We start from the raw sequence: 14,478 nt of genomic DNA on the forward strand, positions 1-14,478 counted from the left end.
GTGAAAGAGCCCTTTAAGCTTCTTTAATCTTCCTTTTGACAAGTACTCGGTCCAACTACAGATTTGTTGAACTGAAACTTATCTCCAATATTTTTGTATCTTAATTCGGCCATTTTTTTCGTCTTTTCAAAATTATCTTCTACCTTGTATGAAGAACCATGTGTTGAGAAGATGATGTAATTGTTAGCTGGTGAAATATCGAAGTACAAATCACCAATATAATTAATCATGCCCGCTTTAATTTCAAACTCACCCATACACTCTAAATCAGGTTTTACCAACCCTGAGCCTTGCATATAAATTGCCTCATCAAAAAGGTGGGTGCCAGCTGACATTGGGAATAAGAAGAAATTATCTTCTAACCTCATGACAAAACTATAATTATCGAGTATTTTGTTTTTATTCTTCGTTAAAAACTGGGCGGTGCTTGCATGCCCAGTTTTCATAATTCTTGCCAATACTAGTCCCTGCTCTTCATCTAGAGGCTTAGACGGGTCATATTTAACTGCAACACACCCTGATAGGAAGGTTAAGATCATTATTATTAATAGGTTACTTTTTAACTTCATCACTTGTTTTCACAATCCAAACAAAAAAAGCATCATAATTAAATTAAATAGAACTTAAAAGTTACTATGTACCTTAATTACGTTTTTTTAGATCTAACCTGAGAATATCAGCTGAGCTTTTACTAACTTCTAGTAAAATTGTATTCCCTTTAATTTCAGAAATTTGATTACAAAATTCGGCACAGAAAATTTGTATGTCTCTATTCAAAATCTCATTGGCCTTATTAGGTTGTTGAAATCGATAGTATGCTAACTGAGAGCTTTGGTTCTGGCTTTTTAAATAATAAAACCCGTCTTTTTGAGGATAAAGTCGTTTGATAGAATCTTGATAGCTTAGTAGCGAAGTATTATTACTGTGATTAAATATCTCACTGCCCTCAAAACTAAGTAAATTATCATTGTTGTCTAAGAAAACCTGTTTATTTGCCAACTCAACATGCAAGTTTTGAGATACTTCAGCAATTAAATCAAATCTGTTCAGATTGTCATTATGAGTACCTTTATCAACAAATAAGATTGCTTCTGAGTATTGGTACCATGCTTTTGGCACACCTATTATTTTATCTAGCCATTGCAAAGAATGATGGGTTTCTTCAAGATGAATAATAAAAGGTTTATTGTTGATGCTACTCACAAGCCGATTACCTTGTTTATCCCAAAATGCCTGTGTTAAAGCATATTCATTTTCTTTATTTTGAAATACTAGGCGTTCTTGACCCGTTGAAGTGTCCCTTATAAATATTTGCGGCAAGCCATTTTTGAGAGATATATAAGCAATACTAGAACTATCGGGTGACAAACTCGGTTTCATATCAACCGTATTCGAATCTACAACTTTTACCGGTTCTGCCAGCGTATGAAGATCTGTTTTAAGAATGTCTTGATCTGATTTTGCCTCAATAAAATATAACTTACTTTTAACGATTTGAGGGTAAACAAGGAAGTTATAACTCTTATAGTCAAGTGTTGTTATGTCACCTGACAAATTTAATTGTTTCAGCTGACTTCCATTACTTAAAAGCAGAGCATTTTCGTTCTCAAACCAGGATAAAAAATGCCAGTTGTGATCAACCTCAGCAATGGTCGTTATGCGCATAGAGTTCAGCTCTAAGCTCTTCACTTCAGAAATGCCAGCCTTATTAAATCCTAATATGGCAAGACGAGACTGTGATTGAGAAAGGGAAATTTTATATGGCTTATAATCATCATTCGGCTCTAAGAGTACCTCTGAAAGTCCCGTATTTAAATTGTGTTTATATAAGCTCACATTACGACTGTGCTCAGAACTGTTTTTATTAGCCAGATAATAAAGGTTCTGTTTATCATCAATAAAAAACACACTATTCCAAGTGATATCTTGGCGCTGAAATAATATTTGCTCCGAAACTGGTTTTCGTTGTGCATCAAGTAAAATACGACTAAAGGAGATGCTATTTTGTTCTTTTGAGGAATAGACAATACTATTTAAATGAACATCCCATGCAAGATATGTATAAGCTTTAGCCTTTTGACTTAAAGGCCACTCCTTTTGTGTTACAAGGTTTTTCAATAGTAATCGACGCTTACTAGAACCACTCTGAATATAAGCCATATATCGACCATTTGGACTAACCTGCATATAACGTTCTTTATCATTGCTAGACGTTATGGGACTCAGGTTTAAAAGCTGGATATTTGACTTTTGAGGTTTGAATAAACCTACACTAGAAACCGCAACAATACATACGATTAAAAATATGAGAGCAAGGTGTAATGACTTTTTTTGAAGTAATACAGGCTTTTCAGCTTCTAAACTTGAGTCTTGCTGCTGTGTTTTTTCATTAGCACTATCAATCAATTTAATCGAGGCTTCTAAACTATATCCTCTTTTGGGGTGGGTTTTAATTAGCGTTTTATCTTCATCGGATAATGCTTGTCTCAGTAAAGCTATATTTCTTCTAACTGAGTTAGGGCTGTAAATAGATCTGGGCCAAACTTTTTCAAATAAAACTTCGGCGCTATGAACCTGTTTAGGTGCACCACAGAGTACCCTTAGCAAATCCATTACTTTTGGCTCTATTACTTCTATTTTTGTATCTGTCGAAATCTGTCCGGTGCCAAAATCAACTCTAAATTCATTGATAGAAATTTTTTCTGGTAAATTTTTATATGACGAATCCAATCTTATCTCTTTGTAATTATTAGTTATATTTTCCTTAAGCCTTTTTTAATCTGTTCTTAATGGCTTCATCATCGCCTGCTTGCAAATAAAAAAGTAAAACAGTCACCAAGGCAGACAGCCATATTAATCAATTAAATACAAAAGGAATACAACATGAAGCGATCTTTTATTGCACTTTCTCTGTTAGCAGTTGTTAGCAGCGCCTCAGTTGCTGCAGAAAATACCCTTAATCACAATAAAGTGGCAGATACTTTTTTAACCGTACTGAATAGTCAAAACCTGTCTAAAATAGAAAACTTCGTTGTTTCTCATTTCTCAAAAGATGCGCTTTCACGCTGGGAAGGTACGGGCAAAGACAGATATGTTGGCTACTCAATGAATAAAGCACTTTACCTTGGTAATTTAGAAGTCATAGATTCTAAATTGGAAAAAACAGACAACGGCTTACAACATATTAGTACGCTTTATTCTAAAAACATTGATATGCAATACCGCATGGTAATCTATTTCAATAATGAGCAACAGCGTGCTATAACAGATTGGTATATTGGGGAAAACCCAAAAGACACCTCTCATCTTTCTAAATTATCGGATGATAGATTTGTCGAAGAAGTAAAAAGCTACAGTACCAGATTGGCGAATAACGGCGCGTTTTCTGGCGCTATTTTACTCGCTAAAGGTGACAAAGTGCTCTTCTCTGCTGCACACGGATTAGCTTCAAGACGTTACGATGTGCCTAATAATTTAAATACGAAATTCCAAATTGGTTCGATGAATAAGATGTTTACCAGTACTGCTATTTTGCAGCTAGCTGAACAAGGTAAAATGTCACTAGACGACTCTATGACAAAGTATATTGACCCAACCCTTTTAGGTGAAGGAGATTTCTCAAAAATTAAAATTAAACATTTGCTGAGTCATACATCGGGGATCGGTAACGGAGAAGGCTTTAATGCAATTCAAAATAAAGTCCGATCATTAAAAGATATAACCCCCCTACTTGCTTCCATCGATACGACCTTTGAACCTGGTTCAAGATGGAGGTACAGCAATAACGGTATGATGCTGCTTGGGAAAATCATCGAAAATGTGACCGGTGAAAGCTATTTCGACTACATTAACAAATACGTTTATGCCAAAGCAGATATGCGTAATAGCGGCAGTTTTGATTTAGACGTGCCCGTCAAGAACACGGCAAGGAACTATTGGTTTTCAGTAGAAACCGGCCAAATAACCGAGAATTTAATGTTTCAATCTGTAAAAGGTGGTCCTGCTGGTGGGGGTTACTCTACAGTGTCAGATCTCCATAAGTTTGCGATTGCACTGCAAAATGGCAAATTGATAGGCAAACCTCTCGCTCAACAAGCACTAAGTGCAAAACCTGAGCTTAACGCAAATAACTGGGGGTATGGCTTTTCAATAAGAGGCGACGAAGAAAATACCATTATTGGTCATAACGGCCAACACCTAGGTATGACTGCACGTTTAAATATTTATCAAGAAAAAGGCTATATCTTAGTTGTGTTGGGTAATTATGAGTCATCAGCTTGGCCTGTTATCGCAAAAGTCAACCAACTTATGAAACGACTGTAACTATCCTTCACATCACCACAAGCAGCTAGGATTTTATCCTAGCTGATTCAACGCAGTACTATTTAAAACCCAAACCACAAAATTAACGTATTTAGTTATTAACAAAACCAAATTTTTGTTTGAAACTATTTAAACGAAACATTTCGCCCATATATTGATGAATATTGAACTTTTAAACAAATAATCGTACAAATTACTGATTGGCTTTATTTTTGAGGGGTCTTATGAAACGAGTCGTGTTGTTTTTGATTACAAACCTAGCGGTGATGATCGTTTTAGGTGTTGTCTTATCCATCCTAATGAGTGTCTTTGGTATTAGCAACCGAAGTCTCGGTGGGATTTTAATGATATCTACGGTGTTTGGTTTTGGTGGCGCGTTTATTTCACTATTTATGTCGAAATGGATGGCCAAGAAGTCCACTGGAGCTTATGTCATTGAGCAACCTAGAAATGAAACTGAACATTGGTTAATGACAACGGTTGCGCGTCAAGCTGAGCAAGTAGGTATTAATATGCCTGAAGTGGCAATTTACGATAGCCCAGAAATGAATGCGTTCGCAACTGGTCCGAGTAAGAACAATAGTCTTGTTGCTGTTAGCACAGGACTCATGCACAATATGACACGTGACGAAGCTGAAGCCGTTCTAGCACATGAAGTGTCTCACGTTGCAAATGGCGATATGGTTACCCTGACTTTGATACAAGGTGTTGTAAATACATTTGTTATCTTCATCTCTAAGGTACTTGCAGGTATCGTTGATAACTTCTTAAACAGCGATGAAGAAGGTGAAAACAGTGGTGGTAGTTGGACTTATTTCATTTTTGATATGATTTTCCAAATCATCTTTGGCATTTTAGCTTCAGTCGTAGTGGCCTACTTTAGTCGTAAACGAGAATTTGCTGCAGACAGTGGTGCAGCGCAATTAGTTGGTGCACATAAAATGCGAGCAGCACTCGAGCGCCTGCGTACCAACCATGAATCACAGCTTGAAGGCTCAATGATGGCGTTTGGTATTGCATCTGGTAAGAGCATTGCTGATATGTTTTCTTCTCACCCGCCACTTGAACAACGTATTAATGCGTTGAGATAACCGTCAATAACATTAAAAAAGGAGTACTAGCTAGTACTCCTTTTTATACTACTTCTCAGTCTGTCTTATTCAATGTCTGAAATAAGCGCAGAATTAACAACTAGGTTACGCACACCATGAGCGTGGTCTTCGTTGAAAACGTTGTGTTTACACCACTCACCGACTGTCTCGATATTTACCTTAGCAACACGTGGGCGAACGCTCCAACTCACTTGTAACGGCGAACCTTGCTCATTGTAGCTTGGACCCGTTGTTGAACCCGCATATTGTACTGGCGCACCTGTATAGTTAGGAATATTCAGCGCTTGGTAGTAGCCATTTTGCTTACTAAACTTTGTTAGAGCAGCAAAATCTAACGCATTTTTGTCGTTTACAAGCACATAAACTTGCGCTTCTACACGTAATTGCGGGTTAGCAATTGAGTCACTTAAACAAGCACCCAGTGTTGGACCTGGTTTTACTTGTGCTGTTGTATGAACGTAATGAAGTTCAATGGTGTCGCCCGGGAATAGACCGCCCGTTTTAGAAGGACAAATTTGACCTTTAACTGCTTTTAGCTCTTTCTTTGAAAGTTCACCGTTATAAACAAATCCAGTTTCAAAACCTTTGCCATTTCCATTGCCAGCATATCTAGTGAATTCGCCGCCTTTATGCTCAGCATTTTTATGGAAGTGGATGTTACACAAGTTCATTTCTTTATGAGAAGGCGCAGTATTAAAAGCGATGTTGTTTTCTCCCTCTAAAGTATCAATATCGCGCGGAGATTGCGGGCCAAAACCTTTACCCTCTGTATTTTTAGCAAGGTTAGCTCGCTGCTCTGCGATTACTTTATCTGATACATCTGCCATGACAGCAGATGAAGTAGATGTGATGATACCCATTGCACATAGTGTTTTTAATTTCATATTTCTCTCAGTTATTAATGATTAAAAATTTAGCAATAAAATTATTAGCAATATAAATAGAGACTTATGAGTTAATTATATCTAAAACCAATGAGAAAGACCTTTTTTAGGTATGAAAATATATGTAAAAAACAAAAGATTAGAAGCTAAAATAATAAGTTTTCAACTATCGCTCGATGTTTTTTGCTCTATGCTTAAATAAAAGTTGATGATGGTGTTCTCAATGAGGCGAATTACGTTTCTACTTTCTTTTGCTTGCCTGATTTTTTCACAGACTATTCTTGCACAAAACTGTAAAAAGATTGGTGTAGTAGCTAGCTGGCCTCCTCTAACCGTTTTCGATAGTACTGGAGCAACAGGTCTTGATGTTGAGATTGTAAAAGCAATATTTGATCAAGCCGGTTTATGCTACAAATTTGTGCGACTTCCCTCCAGTGCAAGAACTTTTGAAGAAATGGGCAAAGGTATCATTGATGTTTCCACCATGACTAGCTTTACAATCGAAAGACAAAAGTATGGGGTTTTCTCAGAAAGCTATCGAGATGAGAAAATGAGATTAATATCTCTGTTTAAACCAAGGCCTATACAAAACCTCAAGGAAATTCTCAGAAAAGATCATACCATTGGTTTAAGCATCGGGTCTTACTATGGAAAGGAATTAAAAAAACTACTCGAACACAAAAAATTCAAAGAGCAGTTTGTGAGCTTGGCAAGTGCTAACAGCCGCATCTCAATGCTGGTTAAAAACCGCGTCGATTTTATTATTGATGACACTATCAGTGCGTATTACTATAAGACAACACTCGGCCACGACAACATTAAAATATGGCCTTACATAGTGCATGATAACCCCGTCCACCTTCTACTTAGCCATAAATCTTTCACACCATACGAAGTTAAAATAATTAATGGAGCAATAAACGAGTCACAACCTAAGATTGATGCCATTATTATGAGTTATTTAGTTAACAATTAAGTTTTGATTACGGGTAAACTGGTTAATCCTGATTTGCCATGCCTTTCAAAAACATCAAACGCTTTCTTTCGTTTTCATTAGGTTGGTAGTGCGTTTTGTTTATACCTGACAGGTCAACATCATCGAATACCAATTTTTCAATCTCAGAGTTACCAAATCGAGATAGCTCTGCGGGGTGTGTAGAGCGCTTCTCAATAGTAAAAGTGGCCAGCTCAAATTCACTTGTGTTTGGCAGTACACTTTGATGTGCTCGCAACAAAGCCTGTTTTTGTCCTACTTCTAATTTAGCTTCAGAAACTAAAGAGGCGATAGGTTGCCCACCTGAAAATAAATTTGCTCTCACTCTGTAAAGGCCTGCTCTCTCAACCTTAATATCTATAGGGAAAACTAGGTCAGCGTTTTCAACAAATGGTTTTGATCCACCTATAATTGCCGCACTTTTTTGGTTGTAATTAATTTGAGCAACAAGGGGGATTTCATCACCATTTACATTAACTAATGCGGTGATCTGCAAGTTTGCTGGGTAGTCACTATTCCCTTTAATTTGAGCTAAGTATCCATCTTCTGAAGATTGCATCGTATGGTTAGACAAGGTCTTACGCGTGTCAGCATCCTGCACCTTCAACTTCACACCATATATATTGCTACCTTTGATAAGAACCTTAATAACCTCAGGTGCAACAAAATGATATTTCTCAAGCACCATGGATATTTTGGCATTATTATCTTGCGTGACCATAGTCACTGGCTCGAAATAATTTGGATTTAACAGACTAAAGTCATTTAAGGAAAGCGGCTGAGAATAAGGCGGAAATTTTATCGTTTGCTCGTATTTAATTGCGATAATTTTAGCAGATTCAGCAACTGACTGATCAAAGCTGGTAGGCATAGGCTTGTTAGTCTCTGGAATGGTTTCTTGCGAAGATTCCATTTCATCAACTTGGTTGATTACATTTGCTGCCTTTATCGATTTATGTGATTGATTTACAATGTTTTGTTTTGAACCTAAAAAATACCAAATGCTTATACAGCTAATAGCAACGAGTCCAACGACGATTTTATTCTTTTGCATAGTGTTGACCATATAAGGCCGTAAATTTATACGGCCTTAATAACATTACTCAATTTTAAAATTTATAACGTGTTGTAAATCAATTTAGACATACTTTGAGAGTCAGATTGACTCACATATTTGTAATGTGTTTTAAAGATCCAAAACCCATAATCTTGCTGATAAGTAGAAAATGAGATTGTATCGCCATTATCCAATCTTAAAGCGTCATTTGCCGCTGTCACCTTTCCTCTTTGCTTGTTCAGAATGATAGATAAATGATCATAGTTATCAGACATCAACATTGGATAGTGATTTGGCATAAAGCTTGTCACTGCATCACCTTGTGATGAAATTTTGCCATTAAAAGCAATGCTTGAAGAGCAGCTACCGAAGTCACCAGCTTTGCTAGCTCCACAGCTTGAATGCGAAGCTACTACGCTATCATCTTTGCCTTTTAAAAATAACTTTGTCGCACCGAGGAATAGATCGCCCTCACCTACGAATCTAAGTCTTGGTGCTCGATCACTCGGTAGCGCAGCCAATTGACGCGCGTTATTTACTTTAAGGTCGTTCAAAACACCTAATTTATCGGTTAATGGGCCGCCCAACCAAGCATACAAAGCAGCTTCTATCAGGGGGTTCCAAGATGTTGCACCTTGAGTCACATTCACTGCCAAATCAGCTAATTCACTGCCGCCACCAGCACCTGCAATATCAAATGTTGCAATGATATTGAGCGGCTTAAGTCCAGCTGAACTTAACCAGTTTGCTTGGTTATCAATTATATAGCGTGCGACCAAATCACCTGTTGAGTGTGTAACAAGTACACAACCTTGATCGCATACGCCACGTTCACTCATCGACTTTAGTTTTGGCCAAACGTAGTCTGTTGCGATTTTACCTTTAACGCGTTCAAACGAAGGCCAATCTATTCTTTCATCAGCCAAAGCGCCCCAATAATCAGCCCAATAGCTTTCGCCATCATTGATAACTGTATTTGCCGAGCCGAACAACAGCTGTTGTGGTTGAAAACCATGAATTAAAACGGTTTTATAACTAGTTGCACTTGCAACATTAGATAGTGTTAAAGCCCATACTGCAAAAACTAAGCTTGTTATTTTCATTGTGTTCAGATTGCCCATTGCAACCTCCAAGTTTCTTGCAAAAATAGCCTTATTTCGATTACCCGAAATAAGTTTTCCCGTGCGAAATCTGGTATGACATCTGTCCAGACTCAATTAGAGTATTAGATCGAAATATATACAATTGCAATATCTCATTTACAATTATTCACGTTTTATGTCTGGAACTTGAAAGTTTATTGAAGATACTTGGATGCAACTGACTCATAAAAATAGAAAAATTAATGAATCTGAAATTGAGGATTTTCCGTAGAAACAAAAGTTATTTTCATAGAATTTAAAAAAAGTATGGATTTATTAGAGCATGAAGTTTCACGCATAATCGAGATGGCGTGGGAAGATAGAACACCATTTGAAGCAATTAATACCTTATATGGTTTAAATGAAACGCAAGTCGTTAATTTAATGCGGAAAGAAATGAAAGCCAGCAGCTTCAAAATGTGGCGTAAACGTATGGCGGGTCGTGAAACTAAACATCTTAAGTTACGCAACCCTGACATCTCACGCGGATATTGTAAAACGCAATATAAGCATCGCTAGGGTTTGCAATGCATAGATTACTTGAGAAGTTCAAAGCTTAAAATCTATAACTTCTCAAGATTACAATAAGTTGCTTTCTCAAAATCACTGACGTTAATCGCGATATTCTCAATATTTGGAAATAGTGCAGCAAGTTTAGAAACAATAATCTTAGAAAGCATAGCTTTTTGTTCGGTAGTTCTTCCCTGCATGATGTGTGCAAATACATGAATGAAATCAGCACTTTTATTACCAACTAAGTATTTTTGATAAGGATTAATCCTTACCTTAATTTCATTTTCAACAAATAAGTCAGAAGAATTCGCTGCGTGATGAATGCTTGCCATCAAATCTTCTTCTGTATAATTATCAAGGATAGAGTTTGAACAATCTAATATAAAGTGAGGCATGAATAGTCCTTATTATTTCATCTATAAATTTAGTAAGAGATGTTATCTCACCTAGCCTGTTTAGCTAAAAAAAGAAAAGCGCGATTAACACGCGATTTGTGAGTTAGTTTATAAAAGCCTAAAAGCTCGAGTCTGGCTCACTCAAAAAAGCGATTTCTTCTTGGGTAGATTCTCTGCCTAAAATTTCATTACGATGTGGATAACGGCTAAATCTGTCTATGATCACTTTATGTTTAAGCTCGAATTCTAGGTTATTTTCGTTGCCATGTGCTGTATAGAGCTTAACTGCTTCTTCATGAATACGTTTTGACTCACTGTGCATGAATGGCAGGTAAAAGAAGCTACGTTTCTCAACCTCAACTAATTTATCAAAACCATTTTTAATGGCTTGCTGAGCAAGTGCCAAGGCGAGCGGATCTGCAGCAAAAGCTTGTGGCGTATCTCGATGTATATTCCTGGAAAATTGATCGAGTACAATCACTTCTGCAAGGCTAGACTCTGCATTCTCTCGCCATTCAAACAACTCTCCGTGAATCGCTTGTTGATGTAATACGCCAAAGCGTCGAACAATTTCAGTATCAAACGCTAAATCTTTTTGCCACCACATCTTTGGCGAGATTTCATTAAACCAAAAATCGAGTACTTGTTGGTACATAACGAACATCCTAACTAACTATTTATGCTTAACTTTATAACTCTTTTCTTCTTAGCACAAAGAAATGATAACCAAACTGCGACCCATAATGTGATTGATAAATATCGAGCTCTCTTTGAATATCTTTGATTGCTTGTGACTCTGGCATACTGGCTTTTAGCGCATTCACCCTTGCTTGCAAGGGCTGCAAATAGTTTTGCCAAGCTTTGTCACTAATTGTGAAGTCATCTAACACCTCAAAACCCAGCTTTTTAGCTTGCACCAAACGCGTATCAACGTTTGTCATTGCTGGATATTCAGTCGACCAAAATGATTGATACTTTTCATTTGGCTTCGAAGTTAGCCAAATTAAATCACTGACAATAATCAAACCATCTGCCTTGAGCACAGTTTGCCAGTGCTTTAGAGCTTCTTCAAAACCCATAATATAAACACAACTTTCGGCTAAAATGGCATCAAAACTATGTGCCTGAAATGGCAGTTCAGACATGCTCGCACACATTGGAGTAACTTGTTCAGCGTAACCCTTGCTTTCAATCAACTCTGCTAAGTTTGTTACCTCAATTGGTTCATTATCGATGGCTGTGATCTGAGCGTTAGACTGTTCTGCCAATAAACAAGTTGATAAACCTTTACCACTACCTATTTCTAAAATGTTATAAGCTTTACTCGGAATATGTGAAGTCGCTTTGAAGGTCTCACTGTCGACTCCGGGCCCCCAACGCGTCAAAGGTTAAAAAACGGTTAGAAAGTCTTGCATATATTGATCGTGTGTATTCATATCTTTTGATAACCACCTTATTCTTTGCGCTTCTTTTTCAGTGAAGCCCTGCTGTAATAACCATTCATAGTGCGCTTGTGGCACAAGTTCTTTTAATTACGCATGAAAATCACGATTAGAACTTTCCCCCAATAAACCAGAAAGTAATTTTCTCGCTTTCTGTTTTTGCACTATTTCTTCATTTAACAAGCACAGTCTTTCACTTAAAATACCTTTATCTATTTTGCCATTCAGACAGGCAATACAACCTTTAAGTGATAATCCACCAGCTTGTAACTGCATGGTTAAAGTTAAACGCTGATCATCCAATTCGGTGTAAACCCGATAACCATTGTCTAAACGTTGACCTCTAATGACACCTAATTTCTCGAAGTACAACAAGGTCGTTCTTGATACACCTACACGTTTTGCAAGTTCGGAGATTAAAAACATATAAGCCCATTCTGAGTGTATAAATTAAAGCGTAATTAAGTATTAGCTTGTTTCGATGATGAAAGCATAAAGTGTAAAGTAGTAGACAGGTCAAACAAAAAAGCCAAGCGAAGCTAGGCTTTTTCACTTATCACGCAAATTTATTCATAACTATAACTTAACGTCACACCCGAATAGGCTTTATAGGCTTTTACGCCAAAGTGCCACTCGCCTGCTTTTGGGTTTGTAAGCGTGCATGTCTCACTGTTGCCGTCTTTATAAGGACGACATTCATAACTGGAACTATTGGGTGCAGAACCACTTTTAACATATAAGTCCGCATCGCCCGTGCCACCAGAAATAGTGACCGTCATTTTGCTTACACCACTGGGTAAAGTGGCGCTTCGATATTGCCATTTATCTGTACTCGCAGACAGGTTTGTAAAGGTATCAGACCCGCCATTACCTCCACCGCCATTATTGCTATAGGTCGCTTTTATGCTCACACCGCTAAATGCGCTGTAGCCTTTGACGACCACATAGTATTTACCCGTTTTCACAGCATCGATACTACAAGTTTCATTATTACCATTTTTATAAGGACGGCAGTCGTATGTACTTGACGTTGGTTTGCTGCCATAACGCACATACATATCGGCATCACCAGTGCCCTCAGACATTTCGACTAATAAAGCACTTTGACCAGCAGGCACGTCAATATAAAAACCGAGCTCTTGCGATTTGCTACCGCTGATATTTGTTGCAGCAACACCATTTGTTAACTCCGTATCACCCACAGGTGGATCAATCACACCAATATCAACTTTAGTTAATCCGTTTGTCGCTTTAACTAAGTTAAGTACATCTCCTGCCCCTGAGGCATACCACCAATTAACATTATTAGGTAGCAAGGTTGGATTTGCATCGCGATCAGCTTTGGAAAGTGTGTTTGCAGTAGAGTTAAATTGTGCAGTTCTCACATCAAGCTTATCACTTGATACCGTCAGCACTTTGAATTGTTGAATACTGGCAAGATCAATCGTCCAAGATTTAGGATCGTTAGCACTACGGGCAGGCGCCCCCCAACTTCCTTCCCCTACAAACACAGTACCGCCACTGGTTGTACTCGTAAAATTGTTACCACTTGGTTTCAGTGCTTGTGTCACTTTGTTGATGTGCGTATCAGATTCAACCACCAAATTCATTTTATGGTTATAGAAATGATTTGCCCACCAAGTATGCAAAATGGTGTTGTCTGATTTACCTGAATAATGCGGGAACATTGGCTTATGGTATTGTGCTACACGCCAACTTGCTGAGCCACCAGAGCTTTGCAGATCTTGTTGCAGCCAATTATTCATTGCCGTTGCATAACTCGACCAACCCGAGTTCTTATATTGAGAATTTAACGTATAGACACGTAATAATGGCGAAACGTTAAATGCACCATAGGTATCTTTCGCATCACACACATTATTGTTGTCGTAATCCACACCAAACACCTGGCACAGTGTTTTGTAGTTATCATCTTCATGATTACCATGTGTGGCAACAAACGGGTAGATCCGTTTGTAACTCAGCCCGTCGATGCTATCTGAAGAGAAAGTAAGTTGCCAATCATTGAGGTAACTGCTCATTTCAGAAGCGGTGTTAGCATTAGTATAATCGCCGCCATGCATGATAAACAGAGGACGGATCTTGGCGACTAACTTATTGCCATTTTGTCGATTCGTCCACCCAGTACGTGTATCTCCACCAGCAATTGCGACAAAGGGGGAGTTGTCATTGGGGGCTGTTTTGAACCATAGACGTTGACCGCAGCCCGAATCATCACAGACGCGATAATACACGGCTTTATTCGCTGATAGCCCTGTGAGCTTTACAAATTTACTTTGTAAAGAACCATCAAAGCTATGGCTAGCTGTCACGTTCTTTCTTTGCCATAACGACTCATCTGTCGACACACCATATTTGACATAATGATTTGTGCTGCCATCAGGTGTGAAGCCGATAGTCGCTTGACTTTGTGGGGCGTTATCCCAAATGAGACGATGATATTTACTACCTGCTTGCACGTTAAACGCACCAAGCAAAGCAAATGATATAGCGACCTTGCTATAATTTTTCATAGTTGTTCCTTAGTATTGATATTGCTGTTAAAAATCGTCTTATACCAATCCTCTTAATTAAATGATCTCTTTTAAGGGTTGG

Annotated in this window: 14 protein-coding genes; 4 read left to right on the plus strand and 10 right to left on the minus strand. The window is 37.9% G+C overall.

The genetic code is table 11. The annotated features are described in order from the left end of the window. Nucleotides 1–23: 23 nt before the first annotated feature. Together ACGHEH_RS10780 and ACGHEH_RS10785 are read right to left on the minus strand one after the other, a co-directional pair. Nucleotides 24–572: a hypothetical protein gene (locus ACGHEH_RS10780; protein ID WP_390445042.1), complete on the minus strand. Its 549-nt coding sequence runs from the start codon at nt 570–572 to the stop codon at nt 24–26. A 70-nt stretch (nt 573–642) separates the two neighbouring features. Then, complete coding sequence (locus ACGHEH_RS10785) at nt 643–2,730, minus strand: winged helix-turn-helix domain-containing protein (protein WP_390445045.1); 2,088 nt, start codon at nt 2,728–2,730, stop codon at nt 643–645. A gap of 153 nt (nt 2,731–2,883) precedes the next feature. Here ACGHEH_RS10785 and ACGHEH_RS10790 point away from each other — a divergent pair, with 153 nt between their 5' ends. Both ACGHEH_RS10790 and htpX read left to right on the plus strand, forming a co-directional pair. After that, nucleotides 2,884–4,323, plus strand: a complete 1,440-nt coding sequence (locus ACGHEH_RS10790) for a serine hydrolase domain-containing protein (protein WP_390445047.1) — start codon at nt 2,884–2,886, stop codon at nt 4,321–4,323. 224 nt (nt 4,324–4,547) lie between these two features. Then, nucleotides 4,548–5,414 carry a protease HtpX gene (gene htpX, locus ACGHEH_RS10795; RefSeq protein ID WP_390445050.1) on the plus strand — a complete coding sequence of 289 codons (867 nt, stop codon included), beginning with the start codon at nt 4,548–4,550 and terminating at the stop codon, nt 5,412–5,414. 65 nt (nt 5,415–5,479) lie between these two features. On the opposite strand, the gene ACGHEH_RS10800 is transcribed toward htpX, so the two are convergent. Then, a complete protein-coding gene (locus ACGHEH_RS10800) occupies nt 5,480–6,319 on the minus strand; it encodes a delta-class carbonic anhydrase (RefSeq protein ID WP_390445053.1) in 840 nt (279 codons plus the stop codon). A gap of 223 nt (nt 6,320–6,542) precedes the next feature. Here ACGHEH_RS10800 and ACGHEH_RS10805 point away from each other — a divergent pair, with 223 nt between their 5' ends. Then, on the plus strand, nt 6,543–7,295 hold the full coding sequence (locus tag ACGHEH_RS10805; protein ID WP_390445056.1) for a substrate-binding periplasmic protein: 753 nt from the start codon (nt 6,543–6,545) through the stop codon (nt 7,293–7,295). 22 nt (nt 7,296–7,317) lie between these two features. On the opposite strand, the gene ACGHEH_RS10810 is transcribed toward ACGHEH_RS10805, so the two are convergent. Then, nucleotides 7,318–8,367 carry a hypothetical protein gene (locus tag ACGHEH_RS10810; RefSeq protein ID WP_390445059.1) on the minus strand — a complete coding sequence of 350 codons (1,050 nt, stop codon included), beginning with the start codon at nt 8,365–8,367 and terminating at the stop codon, nt 7,318–7,320. 62 nt (nt 8,368–8,429) lie between these two features. Continuing rightward, nucleotides 8,430–9,491 (minus strand): hypothetical protein, encoded by a 1,062-nt coding sequence (locus ACGHEH_RS10815; RefSeq protein ID WP_390445062.1) that lies wholly within the window; start codon nt 9,489–9,491, stop codon nt 8,430–8,432. Nucleotides 9,492–9,779: 288 nt separating this feature from the next. Here ACGHEH_RS10815 and ACGHEH_RS10820 point away from each other — a divergent pair, with 288 nt between their 5' ends. Continuing rightward, entirely contained in the window at nt 9,780–10,031 is a 252-nt protein-coding gene (locus ACGHEH_RS10820; protein ID WP_390445065.1) for a TIGR03643 family protein, read from the plus strand. Between the two features lie 44 nt (nt 10,032–10,075). Here the strand turns inward: ACGHEH_RS10820 and ACGHEH_RS10825 are convergent, their stop codons facing one another. The 5 genes from ACGHEH_RS10825 to ACGHEH_RS10845 form a co-directional block, all read right to left on the minus strand. Beyond that, the gene (locus tag ACGHEH_RS10825; RefSeq protein WP_390445068.1) at nt 10,076–10,420 is read right to left on the minus strand and encodes a 5-carboxymethyl-2-hydroxymuconate Delta-isomerase; all 345 of its coding nucleotides are present in this window, start codon (nt 10,418–10,420) and stop codon (nt 10,076–10,078) included. A gap of 118 nt (nt 10,421–10,538) precedes the next feature. After that, complete coding sequence (locus ACGHEH_RS10830) at nt 10,539–11,075, minus strand: DUF924 family protein (protein ID WP_390445070.1); 537 nt, start codon at nt 11,073–11,075, stop codon at nt 10,539–10,541. Nucleotides 11,076–11,109: 34 nt separating this feature from the next. After that, entirely contained in the window at nt 11,110–11,805 is a 696-nt protein-coding gene (locus ACGHEH_RS10835) for a class I SAM-dependent methyltransferase (protein WP_390445072.1), read from the minus strand. Between the two features lie 147 nt (nt 11,806–11,952). Then, nucleotides 11,953–12,288, minus strand: coding sequence for a MerR family transcriptional regulator (locus ACGHEH_RS10840; protein ID WP_390445074.1), 336 nt, complete (start codon nt 12,286–12,288; stop codon nt 11,953–11,955). Between the two features lie 140 nt (nt 12,289–12,428). Continuing rightward, on the minus strand, nt 12,429–14,396 hold the full coding sequence (locus ACGHEH_RS10845; protein WP_390445077.1) for a pre-peptidase C-terminal domain-containing protein: 1,968 nt from the start codon (nt 14,394–14,396) through the stop codon (nt 12,429–12,431). Nucleotides 14,397–14,478 lie beyond the last annotated feature (82 nt).

The organism is Pseudoalteromonas sp. MTN2-4 (assembly GCF_042848605.1).
In the GTDB taxonomy this organism is placed as follows: domain Bacteria; phylum Pseudomonadota; class Gammaproteobacteria; order Enterobacterales; family Alteromonadaceae; genus Pseudoalteromonas.

Coding starts and splice junctions, on each gene's coding strand:
- ACGHEH_RS10805 (WP_390445056.1), top strand. CDS start 6,543: ATGAGGCGAATTACGTTTCTACTTTCTTTTGCTTGCCTGATTTTTTCA.
- ACGHEH_RS10845 (WP_390445077.1), bottom strand. CDS start 14,396: ATGAAAAATTATAGCAAGGTCGCTATATCATTTGCTTTGCTTGGTGCG.
- ACGHEH_RS10840 (WP_390445074.1), bottom strand. CDS start 12,288: ATGTTTTTAATCTCCGAACTTGCAAAACGTGTAGGTGTATCAAGAACG.
- ACGHEH_RS10830 (WP_390445070.1), bottom strand. CDS start 11,075: ATGTACCAACAAGTACTCGATTTTTGGTTTAATGAAATCTCGCCAAAG.
- ACGHEH_RS10825 (WP_390445068.1), bottom strand. CDS start 10,420: ATGCCTCACTTTATATTAGATTGTTCAAACTCTATCCTTGATAATTAT.
- htpX (WP_390445050.1), top strand. CDS start 4,548: ATGAAACGAGTCGTGTTGTTTTTGATTACAAACCTAGCGGTGATGATC.
- ACGHEH_RS10815 (WP_390445062.1), bottom strand. CDS start 9,491: ATGGGCAATCTGAACACAATGAAAATAACAAGCTTAGTTTTTGCAGTA.
- ACGHEH_RS10790 (WP_390445047.1), top strand. CDS start 2,884: ATGAAGCGATCTTTTATTGCACTTTCTCTGTTAGCAGTTGTTAGCAGC.
- ACGHEH_RS10820 (WP_390445065.1), top strand. CDS start 9,780: ATGGATTTATTAGAGCATGAAGTTTCACGCATAATCGAGATGGCGTGG.
- ACGHEH_RS10800 (WP_390445053.1), bottom strand. CDS start 6,319: ATGAAATTAAAAACACTATGTGCAATGGGTATCATCACATCTACTTCA.
- ACGHEH_RS10810 (WP_390445059.1), bottom strand. CDS start 8,367: ATGCAAAAGAATAAAATCGTCGTTGGACTCGTTGCTATTAGCTGTATA.